Raw genomic sequence first — 12,088 nt, 5'->3', positions numbered from 1 at the left:
GATTGAGAGGAACTGCTTTTCCATTGGGTATTAACGGAGCATAAGCTTAAGGAAATAAACTCTTTTGAAAAATTAGAATCCGTATTCGCAAGTTTTAAAAAGGTCAAAAGTCCTTCTCAGGGATTTTTGACCTTTTTTTGTCTGAATAGTTAATCAAATTCATACATATAACCATCAAACAAACTGAAAATGATTCTCAAATTCATTGACAGAGCTCTTGAATGCACATAAACTAGTAAATGAAAGAAAAATTAGACACGTATATAGTTAAGTTTTATAAAAATATAGATTACCAACAGACCGATAGAGATTTCGTAATGGGTAGAAAAAGGAGAGTTCGAGATTATGGACACACTGTTGGCTAACAACCTGACCTTGGGTTATGGGGATTCCGTCGTTATAGATTCTTTGAATATCAGCATTCCAAAAGGGAAGGTCACCGTACTCATTGGAGGCAATGGATGTGGTAAATCCACTTTATTGCGTTCAATGGCACGTTTGCTGAAACCGAAATCAGGAGAAGTTGTACTTGATAGTGAGGATATTTCAAAAATGCGGACTAAAGAAGTTGCAAAGAAAATGGCAATCCTTCCTCAAAGTCCAACAACTCCAGAAGGTCTAAGTGTTTATCAATTAGTTAAGCAAGGACGTTACCCTTATCAAGGTTTTGCTAAGCGCTGGTCTGAAGACGATGAGTACGCGGTTAACAAAGCACTGGAAGATACTAATCTAATGGAATTAAAAGAGCGTACGGTTGACTCTTTATCCGGTGGACAGCGCCAGCGGGCCTGGATTGCAATGACTCTTGCTCAGGATACCGATACCCTTTTACTCGACGAGCCAACCACTTATCTTGATATGACTCATCAGATTGAAATACTGGATTTGTTGTTTGACTTAAATCAGGACAATGGGCGAACGGTAGTAATGGTCCTTCACGATATCAACCTGGCCTGCCGCTATGCTGATCATATTATAGCTGTTAAAGATCAGACGGTATACGCTCAAGGGAAGCCGGAAGAAGTTATTACCTGTGATCTAATGCAGCACGTATTTGAAATGAATTGTGATGTCAGACAAGACCCTCTTTTTGGTACACCGATGTGTATCCCGCATGGAAAAGGACGCTGCTTAATTAAGCAAGCCCAGGCGGAAGCGCAAACGTCCCAGACATCAACTGGATAAACGAAGTGAATGAATGAGAGCAATGGAATATATTTTTCCATTGCTTTTTTTGTTTCACCTTTTTGTAGAATGGTGTAGAATTATTGTTGGAAAATGGTATGATATGTATGTTGATATTTAGAGGTATCGATTTTGCGTGAATGAGGCGATCATCGATGACGTAAATGTGTATATTCAATATTTACCTTGGGGCTGTTGTTCTAAATCTGTTAAACTATTTTAAGTGGATTAGATATTGGGATTGACATGAGATGGTAGAATTACTCGAGGGTCAAATTTTAATGGATTTATTAGATTTTACGACATGATAGACATGGTGAATTAATACTTTTACCAGATCGCTTGTTCCTATTGCGGTGTCTCGTTTAAATCAGTTATGGTGTGAGAAGGAGTTATCCCACTTTCTGGCCATTTCTGCTTAGAACGGTTAAGCTGGGCAGTATGAAGATCAAATAAGCTGCGCCTGCAATGTCCCAAGGGTTACGGAAGAAGATCGGAATTTTCTTCTTTTTGTATCCCAGTTTTTTTGTGCGTATTCATAAGGAGATGAAGCTTATAAACATCGTTATATCTTTGCTGAGCGTAGGGGTTAGATCCAAAGATCGAATAGCTCATTGCAACCTTCTCTTTTCGTGGAGATTATTGACTCTGTCGAATGACATAAAAAATGGGATGAGAGGGAACTACAGTTAATTTGATGTTAAAGCCTGCATATGGGATCTGGAATACGTATGTCTTATAAAACACATTCAATCTAAATAATCGTTAAACTTTTGAAAATTCCTTTTGAAAAATGTTTAATAGGGTATGGAATATTATCTATACTTTTAAAGGACGTAGAGAGAGAATATTAGCTTATTACATAAGGTGATAAAAAATCGTCTTACATTAAAGAAAGGAAATTTAAGGAGGAAAAGTAGTGGAGGAAATCGTTTATCTGGCTATTTTTGCAGTGATAGTCCTAGTCGTTGGTTTAAGAGAAAAGTCTTCTCATGACCGAAATTTGAAGCAGATCCCTACCCGAATTCTGGTTAATGGAATACGAGGTAAATCCACAGTTACCCGTCTAATTATGGGAATTCTAAAAGAAGATGGAAGAAGGGTAGCAGGTAAGACTACAGGAACGTCAGCTCGGATGTTCTATTGGGATCAGGAAGAAGAAGAGCCGATTGTCCGAAGTCTTCAAGGACCGAATATTAGTGAGCAGAAAACAATGGCCAAAAGAGTAGTGAAAAGAAAAGCAGATGCTTTTGTTAGTGAGTGCATGGCCGTAAATCCAGAATATCAAAGGATATTCCAGGAACGTCTAGTAAAAGCAAATATAACAGTGATTGCTAATGTGATTGAAGACCATATGGATGTTATGGGCCCGACTTTGGATGACATTGCGGAAGCCTTTAGTTCCACCATACCCCATAATGGCCATGTAGTAATCCCTGACACACCATATAAAGGATATTTTGAGAAAATAGCACGACGCCGTAATTCAAAAGTTGTAGTTGCGGATGAAAGTCTGTTTGAAGAAGAATATTTAAAGAAATTCCCGTTTATGATTTTCCCTCAGAACGCGGCGCTTTCACTTGCCGTTGCGGACATTCTGGAGATTGACCGGGAAGTTGCCCTCCGAGGTATGCTGACTGCACCTGTAGACCCGGGTGCTATGCGTGTGCACAGATTCGGGAAAAAGCGTGCTCCTAAGTACTTCTTTAATGGATTTGCAGCAAATGATATTACATCAACATTAAACATTTGGGAGCGAATTCAGGAGTTGGATTATCCTACAGACGAAAAAACCGTCATTATGAATTGTCGTAGTGACCGTGTCGAACGTACGATTGATTTTGCTGAAAGAGTACTTCCCCATATTGATATGGATAACCTGATTGTAATGGGAGAAACCGTTGATCCGGTTATAAATGCTTACAATGATGGCAGTATATCAGCTTCGAACATGATCAACTTGGAGAATAAGTCTGCTGAAGTTATAGTTGAACATTTGCAAGATCTGCCTGGAAATAGTGTCATTTATGGAATAGGAAATATTGTCGGTGGAGGAGAAGAATTGGCAGCTGCGATTCAGGACCTTGAAATTGTCCCTTCTCTATCAGACTATCAAACAAGCTGGGAAGAAGAAGAAAGCCATACCATCACAGAAGAAGCTTATGAAGAAAGAACTCTTCAAACAAATAAGTAAAGTGAAATACCGCTAAAGGAGTTGGAGTTGTCGTGTTCGGTACAGATTTATATATTGCAATAGTTGTAGGTGTGTTGTTGAGTTTATTATACTCTGAGAAAACAGGGGTGGTACCAGCTGGTTTGGTAGTTCCTGGGTATGTAGCTTTGATTTTTGATCAGGTTATGTATGTATTAGTAGTCGGATTAATTAGTTTATTAACGTATTTAATAGTTTCACAGGTGCTTTCTCGGTTTACTGTGCTTTATGGACGCCGTAAATTTGCGGCCATGCTTACAGTAGGGGTTTTGATGAAGATGTCAATGGATTATCTGTATCCGCTCACCCCATTCCCCACGATGGAGCTTCGGGGGATCGGGGTTATTGTACCGGGACTTATAGCGAATTCGATCCAAAAACAGGGAGTACTCCCGACCTTTAGTGCTACATTCGTCATTGCCTTCCTTACGTTCGTGGCCATTACAGTTTATAACTTGATTTAGAGGAGCATTTTTTATGAACGAGAATGATATAAAGTACAAAATGAAAGTATGGACTAAAAAGCACAAGAAAAAAGCTGCCCCCCACTCGCTCATTGTTGCGGCTCTACTAGCTATACCTTTTTTTGGTCATGAATGGATTGACCGTCCACCGATGCCCGGAGATACGAGGCCTGACGATGTGGAGTACAGAGTATCCATGGTGGGCGATATGATGCTTGGCCGTCACGTACGTGAAGCAGCTGAGAGAAGTGGAGAGCCAATTGGTCGTGTATTTGAATATGTAGAGCCTTTTATTGAAGAGTCAGATCATACAACAGGGAACTTTGAAAACCCGGTTATTGATGCGGATAATCCTGAAATAGAAAAGGATATGGAGGATTTTGAGCTCCGCAATAAAGCTATTCACCTATACTCGGATAAAGGAGCAGGGGAAGCCGTTGCAAAAGCCGGTTTCGACTCTGTAAACTTAGCGAACAACCATACGATGGACTATGGAAGTCTATCTCTTGAGGAAACCATCCAGAACATGGGGCCTCTGGATATAGACTTACTTGGGATAGGTAAAGCATTGGATCCTTCTGAAGATCTTTTTCCTGAGGATGAAGCCCAAACCGATGCTGGTAAAATTCATTATTATGAAGCAAATGGTCGAAAGATAGCCATGCTTGGTTTTACGGATGTTTATGTACAGGGATATAGTGCAAGCGAATATGTAGGTGGTGTACTTACCGGTTCCGGACTGGGAGTCCTCCAAAACCGTATTCGTGAGGCTAATGAAAATGCCGACGTGGTTATGGTTCACTCTCACTGGGGTGATGAGTATGCAGGAGGCACTAGTCAGGAACAGGAAACACTGTCGTATCTCATGGCAGATATGGGGGCTGATGTTATTATTGGGCACCATCCCCACGTGATTGAGCCTGTTACGCGCGTGCAAGTGGAAGGCGACCCAAATAATCCACAGGATAATGGAAATACAGCCATTGTTATGAACAGTCTAGGAAACTTCGTTTTTGACCAGGGTTGGACAAGAACGAGGGACTCGACTATGGCCCAAATGGATTTTCTGACTGATGGTGGAGCTGAACTATCCTTTGTACCCATGCAGATTTCGGATACTCGTCCCCGGGAAACGAATGGACTCTTGAAACCTTTGAGAGACTTTCGAATTTTCCGAACCCTTCGCAAGGAGTTAGACAATGAGTATTGGCGCATGGAAGACGACCGTTTAGTTATTGATTTGAAAAAAGCTGGAGTAATAGAAGGATAGGAGGGCTGGTGCCTTGAATTATTTGAAAATCACCTACACCATTGCCGCGATTGTCTTTATAGGACTGATAGGTTGGAACTTTTATTTCGAAGAAGAATTCGACCAGTTCCGTGAGCCTTATACGGTAGAAGATCGAGCAGAAACAGTGGAGGTAAGCAACGCAGATGGCGAAAATGCTTCTAAAGTGTACGGCGTAAGTGCTGTTCACCCACTAGCGGTTGAAGCCGGAATGAAAGTATTGGATGAAGGCGGTAATGCAGCAGAAGCAGCCATCGCTGTATCGTTTGTCTTGAACGTAGTTGAACCTTATGGATCAGGAATGGGCGGCGGCGGCCAGATGATTGTACACGAACCTGGCGAAGGAGCTAAAACCTATGACTATAGAGAAGCAGCTCCTCTAAGCGGTGCGAGACCCGAAAGAGATATAGCTGTGCCCGGATTTGTTAAAGGAATGGGCGCTATTTATGAGGATTATGGAAATAACATGGATTGGAGTACATTGTTGGATGATGCGGTGACTCATAGTCAAGATGGAGTAAAAGTCGGCCGGATCTTTCACGAACAACTTCAAAATTCCAGACGATTTATCCAAAGCGGAAACGAAGATCCCGCTATATCTAATAAGTTCTATCCAGAAGGTCGTGCGTTAGAAATTAACGATACGCTTGTACAGGATGAACTGGCTAACACCTTGAAAACTCTTCAGGAAAACGGACCTGAATCATTTTATGAAGGTGAAATAGCAGAGCAGATTAAACAGCAGGTAAATTTCGGACCGAATGACCTGGCATCTTATGAAGTTGGAGAGCGTGTAGCACCGTCTGGTAACTTTAATGGTCAGCAAGTCTTTGCTGGATCATCACCGACTTCCGGTATCATTGTTATTCAGGCTCTTCAAATGCTTGAGAAATTAGAAAAAAATCTGGATAAAGTCCTGAGAACAGAATTTGAAAATGAAAATGGTGAGCTTCCCGCATTTTTAGCTGGAAACATGCCGGAAAATATGCAGGAAGTCGTAAACCAGCCTCAATATAAAGATATTTATATTCATCTTGTAAATAAGATTGTGAACCGTGTCTATTCGGACCGTGTTCATACTCTTGGAGATCCTCAGTTTGTGGACGTAAACCAGGAGAAGCTAACATCTGAAAGTTATTCCAATCAGTTGTTTGAAGAAGAATTCGGTGTAGGAGGTCAGGAGCTTACCAGTTCAGCTGAAATCCTTACATCTCCTGGTGAAAAAGCAGATTCCAGAAACACTACTCATTTCGTCGTAGTGGATAAGAATGGCATGATGGTTTCTGCGACAAACTCACTCGGGAAATTCTTTGGATCTGGTCGCTATATTGAAGGGTTCTTTATGAACCATCAAATGAGTAACTTTGACACTGTAGATGGTGCTATGAACGACTATGAGCCTGGTAAGCGGCCTCGTTCTTTCGTATCTCCATTAGTCTTTGCTGAAGACGGTCGTGCAGTGCTGGGTATTGGTTCACCGGGTGGATCAAGAATTCCAGCTATGCTTCTGCAAGCTCTGATTCAATATGAATATGGAGTAACGGAGGAAGGCGAAAAGCTTACACTCCAGCAGGCAATCAGCCGTTCTCGATTCTATACGGCAGATAACGTGGTCCACTTGGAAAACATGGTGGATCAGGCAGCTGTAAACCGTTTGAGAAGTGAAATGGATTACTCTGTTATCACGCACGATTCTCCCGTATTCTATGGAGGCATACAAGGTCTAGGCATTCGTACGAATGGGGATGTGACCCAGATGTATGGAGGCGGAGATCCAAGACGTCTTGGAACATGGAAAATTGCCAATGATTCTGGTAATTAAGATAGAGAGTAACTGAGCCAATTAAGCCCACCTTTTTGATCCAAGGTGGGCTTTTTCTATGAGAGCCAACTACTCTTTTTTCCGGTCATCTTTGTTTTTCTTAGTCTCACTCAGACGAATACAAGTGTGCTGCAAGCTAATAGAGGGGAGACGATGAAATGAATACACTTCACCATGGGTACTGGACTTTTTTTGTGAGTCGAAAACAGAAACACACCCCCTGGTTTATATTCGGGAGCATTTTACCAGATATCGTATATTATGTGATGTTTCTATATTTATGTATTTCACGTAACGCTTTTCAGGTCGTAGATGATCCTGATCCATTAAAGTCACTGTTTAGTATTGTTCATGACTTATTTGAACATCCAGTAGTGAGTATTCTGCGGCAGGCTGGTCATTCTATATTTATATGGATGGTTATATTCGTGGTTGTACTCGTGTGGAAGGGCCGTAAGCTCACAAAATGGTCTGCCCTCATGTATGGCTGGCTTGGGCACGTTGTGGTTGACCTGCTTACTCACGTGGAGGATGCCGTTCCGTTATTTTATCCTGTCAGCTCCTATATTTTCAGAAGCAGGGTATCTTATTGGGATGAAGATCATTATGCAGGCATTTTCTCATTGATCAATATGGTTCTCATTGTTCTCTCCCTCGTTTATTTAATTGTGAAGAAAATCCGAAAAAAGCATTCGTTCACAAAAAGTTCATGAGCATGATGGGGTTTATCATTCTCTATTATTCGACTTTCATGATATGATTTTAAATGAATGATGCAATGTATTGACGATCGTCATTATATATAGAGAAAGGGTAAGACGATGAAGAAATTTTCAATTTTAACTACGTTTGTAACGTTCCTCGCTCTTATTCTTGGAAATCTTGTTGTGGCGACAAATTCCGGGGATGCGTGTGGAACCTCCTGGCCATTCTGTAATGGTTCAGTCATACCGGATTTCACTGATTATCACGTTCTTATAGAATATTCTCACCGGCTAATGGTTCCTTTACTCGCCATGCTTACGTTCATTAATGCGATCGGTGCATTATATGTACACCGTAAACGAAAGTCCGTGCTTATTCTGGCTATATCGAGTTTAGGGTTACTGGTATTTCAATCCTTAGTTGGAGGCTTTAATGTTCTTCTCGGTACGCCTCCAGGTTTTACCACGCTTGATGTAACATTCAGCCAAATCTTGTTAATTGTGCTTGTCCTTCTAAGCTACAGCCTTCACGAGAAAAAAATTGAGCTCGGGCGGACGAGCTGGTCTACCATATCGATGAGCTACAAGACGTTTTTAATAGGTTTCAGTATCTACGTTATGCAAGTCATTTTAGGGGCCTTCTTCAAACACAGCCGTGCGAGTAATGTTATGCTTGATATCCCGGCGGTTGAGTATCTGATTAAAAGTGAAGCGATTGCTAATATGGTATATTCTCTTCACTGGGTTGCAACCATTGTAATATTAGTAGCGGCCGTATGGTTTGTTATATACGCATCTAAATTCAAATACCATGTAACACTCTCCTGGCTCTATCTATTTTCACTGCTATTAAATGCAGTAGTAGGATTTGTGATTGTAGTAACCGGAAACGTTGTGGTAGCCTCATCTATTCACATGATTCTTTCTACGGTCACCATGGTTATTGGAGCAAGCATACTGGGCGGTTACTGGTTTAAACTGCAAAAGAAACCTATTTAATGATGAAAAAACCTCGCTGTGAACAGCGAGGTTTTTTTAATGGAGTTCCTCTGAATAAAAAATGAAAAAAGGCTTCTTTGGTTGTGGAATTGATTAGCTATTTTAGAGTCAGGGTTTTATTACTTAAATAGTTCTTGAATCTCCTCTTCACTTAATGAGGTGAGCATCGACTCTCCTGGCTGAATGATTTGGTCAACGAGATCTCGTTTCTTTTGCTGCAATTGGTAAATGCGTTCTTCAATGGTGCCTTCAGAAATCATACGGATTACTTGTACAACTCTTTCCTGCCCAATTCGATGAGCCCGGCCTGCAGCTTGTTCTTCAATCGCCGGGTTCCACCATAAATCATATAAAATTACAGTATCCGCACCAGTCAGGTTCAAGCCTGTTCCTCCGGCTTTCAAGGAGATAAAGAAGGCATCTTTTTCTCCCTGGTTGAACTGATCCACCATCTCCATTCGTTTGTCAGCTTTCGTACTTCCGTCTAAATAGAATCCGTCAATACCATCGTTAGAGAGTTCGTTATGCAATAACGTCAGCATACTGGAAAATTGGGAAAAAATGAGTAAGCGGTGTCCGCTTTCTTTCATTTCGTGAGCCAGCTCTTTCAGTTGGTCCAATTTACCGGACCCGCCTTCGTAATTCTCAAGGAAAAGAGAAGGGTGACAGCAAATTTGTCTCAAGCGTGTGAGACCGGCAAGGATTTCAATTTTTCCTCGCTGAATTCCTTTTGTAGCAATGGTTTCCTGAATATCGTTTTGAATACGTTCTAAATAGGCCAGATATACCTCTTTTTGTTCGCGGGTAAGTTCTGAATACTGTACCGTGTCAATTTTATCCGGAAGTTCATCCAGGACTTCGGTTTTCATGCGCCGGAGTATAAAGGGGCGGGTCATGCGGGCAATTTTCTCCGGCTTCATCTGCATGAATTTCTTCTTACTTGTGTAAAATCCAGGCATAATAGCTCTGAAAATCGACCAGAGCTCCTGAAGTGAATTTTCAATAGGTGTACCACTTAAAGCAAAACGATGCCTGGAGCGAATCGTTCGAACCGCTGAAGCAGTCTTGGTTGTATCATTTTTTATAGCTTGTGATTCGTCCAGAATCATAGCGTGAAATTGAGTCGATTCATAAAACTTCGTATCTTGACGAAGCAGAGGATAGGAGGTAATCCAAACGTCTGCTGATCCCTCTGTAATCAACTGCTGACGAGCGATTGGATCTCCCGATATGATCTGGACGGACAATTCTGGTGCAAACTTTTCGAGTTCCTTTTTCCAATTATAAACGAGTGAAGCTGGTGTAATAATTAAGACGGGTGCATTTAGTGCGCCCTCTTCTTTTTCATGAAGAAGAAAAGTAATAGCTTGAATGGTTTTACCTAGCCCCATATCATCTGCAAGAATCCCGCCTAATCCATAGGTAGCAAGGGTTTTCATCCAACGGAATCCAGTCATCTGATAAGGACGTAGATCTGCTTGTAAACCTGCTGGTTTATTTAAATTAAATGTTTCTGGAGACTGAAGACGCTCTACAAGTTTAGTAAATTTTTGATCTCTCTCTGATTCTTCCGGCTGCAATACATCATCAACTTGCAGTGAACGTGCCTGGGAAACATGCAGCTCACTGCTGTCAATATCCTTTGCTGAGATATCGAGTTCGTCCGCCAACCTCTGAAAACGCTCAAAGGATTCTGTGGTCAATGAAAGCAAACTTCCATCAGAGAGGCGATAATATTTTTTGCGCTCAATCGCTGCTTTCATTGCAGCGCTTACGTCCTCTGAACTTATTCCATCAATACCGAAACTGATGTCGAGCCAGCTTCCATCACTTTCCATTTGAACAGATGGTTTGAGCTCATGATCCTGTTCGGCAAGCAGGGAGCGGACAGAAGAAGATAGATAAACCTCAGCATACTCTTTCAATTTTTGTAAGTACTCGGAAAAGAAAGTGTCAAGGGCTTCTTCTTCTTCAATATAAACGATTTCTCCATCAAATTTAAATTCGGCAGATTCAATAATTTGTATGATGGACTGTTCTATTGTACTGTTACGCTGAACAATGGTCTGGTTGGGAGCAGCATTCTGTTTAAAAGGATCAATTATCAGGTCTCCATAGCGGAAACGGACATTAATCGTCAGTGTCCACTGGAAGAAATCCAAGTAAACTTCTGCATGCAGCGGATGCTGACTGATTTTTTTCTGTGCTGTTTGATCCAGCTGTACTTCGGCGATGGTCTCAAGCTCCGGAAGTACATAAGAAACAATGCCTTCCATATCAGAGTGACTCACGGTATGGTTTCCATTCGAATTATAAGGAAGAAGAGTGTATAGCGTTCCGAGCACTTCCTCTTTTTGTGGATCGAGCGCATAGAACGTACCTTCCTTGTAAAGAAGATGATATTCAGCTAAATAATCATAGTTCTTCAAATGGTTCATATGCATATGAAAATGACCGCGCTCTTCCGATATATAAAAAGAGAGCTCAGGGAATTCCGTTTTATAGCGCAGAGGACCAGTAAGCTCGCCTTTAACAGACACTTGTGCTTGCTGCTCCTCAAGCCTGGGCAGTAGGTTTTGAGCCAGCACCGGAGAGATACGCAGCGTTTTTTTATCATTTTGTGTCCATTGTTGCTCGTAAAAACGTTCTTGCTCATAGGCTTGCTGTAATAGAGACAGGATCTCCTTATCTTTTTCTTCGAAAACGTGCTCGGCTGGGTCGAATGTGAACTTTTTGGATATTTTGTAAGGCTGATCTTTCTGAATATGCTCAAGTAGCTCACGAATGTCTTTTATAACATATGGATAGCCTTCTCCAAACTTTAATTCAACACTTAAACTCTTTGTCCCTAGCATAGAATGTAGATGAAGGAAGTATTGAATTTGAATGGGCTTCTTCATACCATCTGCCTGTCGGTTTTCCTGGCGCTGTCGGAAAGTTTCAAATAAACGCATGGCAAACAGGCGATCATGGTTGGTTTCTTTCTTCGCCTGGCGACCCTTTACGGCCAGTTTGGGCCCTAGTTCTTCCAGGGCGCGTTCACGGATAGCTATTAAGACGGCAGCGATATGTTTACAGGTATAGTAATTATTATAAGCTTCACATTCGCAGGTGGCTTCGACATCATCCTCTTCAAAAAAGAAAACACGCACTTCGTAATCGTGCGTCCCTGCAACGACCGCTCTCCAGGAGCGAATAGCTCCATTATATGAAAGTCCATAGACTTTCTTTGATTCATAATATTGTTTACCACGTTTATAAAAAGTGTGGCCGGTTATTTTCTTGATATCACTTGGTTGTAATAAGTACGATTGCATAAATGGCATCCTTACTATCAGTATTTCCTCTATTATAACAGGTTTGACCAGATGATAATTGACTATATCTGTTACCTCGGGTCCCCCATAAATTCCC

The 12,088-nt window shown here is 41.4% G+C and carries 8 protein-coding genes; 7 read left to right on the top strand and 1 reads right to left on the bottom strand.

Annotated elements, in window-relative coordinates; all coding sequences use genetic code 11:
- Window positions 1-345 precede the first annotated feature (345 nt).
- The 7 genes from LCM11_RS10865 (at window position 346) to LCM11_RS10835 (ending at window position 8,674) form a co-directional block, all read left to right on the top strand.
- Window positions 346-1,185 carry an ABC transporter ATP-binding protein gene (locus LCM11_RS10865; RefSeq protein WP_224894256.1) on the top strand — a complete coding sequence of 280 codons (840 nt, stop codon included), beginning with the start codon at window positions 346-348 and terminating at the stop codon, window positions 1,183-1,185.
- A 919-nt stretch (window positions 1,186-2,104) separates the two neighbouring features.
- The gene (gene pgsB / locus LCM11_RS10860; RefSeq protein ID WP_224894255.1) at window positions 2,105-3,379 is read left to right on the top strand and encodes a poly-gamma-glutamate synthase PgsB; all 1,275 of its coding nucleotides are present in this window, start codon (window positions 2,105-2,107) and stop codon (window positions 3,377-3,379) included.
- A 32-nt stretch (window positions 3,380-3,411) separates the two neighbouring features.
- Window positions 3,412-3,861: a poly-gamma-glutamate biosynthesis protein PgsC gene (gene pgsC, locus LCM11_RS10855; RefSeq protein ID WP_014644287.1), complete on the top strand. Its 450-nt coding sequence runs from the start codon at window positions 3,412-3,414 to the stop codon at window positions 3,859-3,861.
- 13 nt (window positions 3,862-3,874) lie between these two features.
- The gene (locus LCM11_RS10850) at window positions 3,875-5,131 is read left to right on the top strand and encodes a CapA family protein (RefSeq protein ID WP_224894254.1); all 1,257 of its coding nucleotides are present in this window, start codon (window positions 3,875-3,877) and stop codon (window positions 5,129-5,131) included.
- Window positions 5,132-5,144: 13 nt separating this feature from the next.
- On the top strand, window positions 5,145-6,971 hold the full coding sequence (locus tag LCM11_RS10845) for a gamma-glutamyltransferase family protein (protein WP_224894253.1): 1,827 nt from the start codon (window positions 5,145-5,147) through the stop codon (window positions 6,969-6,971).
- Between the two features lie 158 nt (window positions 6,972-7,129).
- Entirely contained in the window at window positions 7,130-7,684 is a 555-nt protein-coding gene (locus tag LCM11_RS10840) for a zinc dependent phospholipase C family protein (protein WP_224894252.1), read from the top strand.
- A 108-nt stretch (window positions 7,685-7,792) separates the two neighbouring features.
- A complete protein-coding gene (locus LCM11_RS10835; RefSeq protein ID WP_224894251.1) occupies window positions 7,793-8,674 on the top strand; it encodes a COX15/CtaA family protein in 882 nt (293 codons plus the stop codon).
- A 119-nt stretch (window positions 8,675-8,793) separates the two neighbouring features.
- Here LCM11_RS10835 and LCM11_RS10830 read toward each other — a convergent pair whose 3' ends face one another.
- Window positions 8,794-11,991 (bottom strand): DEAD/DEAH box helicase, encoded by a 3,198-nt coding sequence (locus LCM11_RS10830; protein WP_224894250.1) that lies wholly within the window; start codon window positions 11,989-11,991, stop codon window positions 8,794-8,796.
- Between the last annotated feature and the right edge of the window lie 97 nt (window positions 11,992-12,088).

It is taken from the genome of Halobacillus halophilus (assembly GCF_020171985.1).
Lineage (GTDB): Bacteria > Bacillota > Bacilli > Bacillales > Halobacillaceae > Halobacillus > Halobacillus halophilus_A.
This window is presented reverse-complemented; position numbering and strand designations above follow the sequence as displayed.

What these genes read in the sequence shown, in the direction of transcription:
- LCM11_RS10865 (WP_224894256.1), top strand. Translation starts at nt 346, where the DNA reads ATGGACACACTGTTGGCTAACAACCTGACCTTGGGTTATGGGGATTCC.
- LCM11_RS10850 (WP_224894254.1), top strand. Translation starts at nt 3,875, where the DNA reads ATGAACGAGAATGATATAAAGTACAAAATGAAAGTATGGACTAAAAAG.
- LCM11_RS10840 (WP_224894252.1), top strand. Translation starts at nt 7,130, where the DNA reads ATGAATACACTTCACCATGGGTACTGGACTTTTTTTGTGAGTCGAAAA.
- LCM11_RS10835 (WP_224894251.1), top strand. Translation starts at nt 7,793, where the DNA reads ATGAAGAAATTTTCAATTTTAACTACGTTTGTAACGTTCCTCGCTCTT.
- LCM11_RS10830 (WP_224894250.1), bottom strand. Translation starts at nt 11,991, where the DNA reads ATGCAATCGTACTTATTACAACCAAGTGATATCAAGAAAATAACCGGC.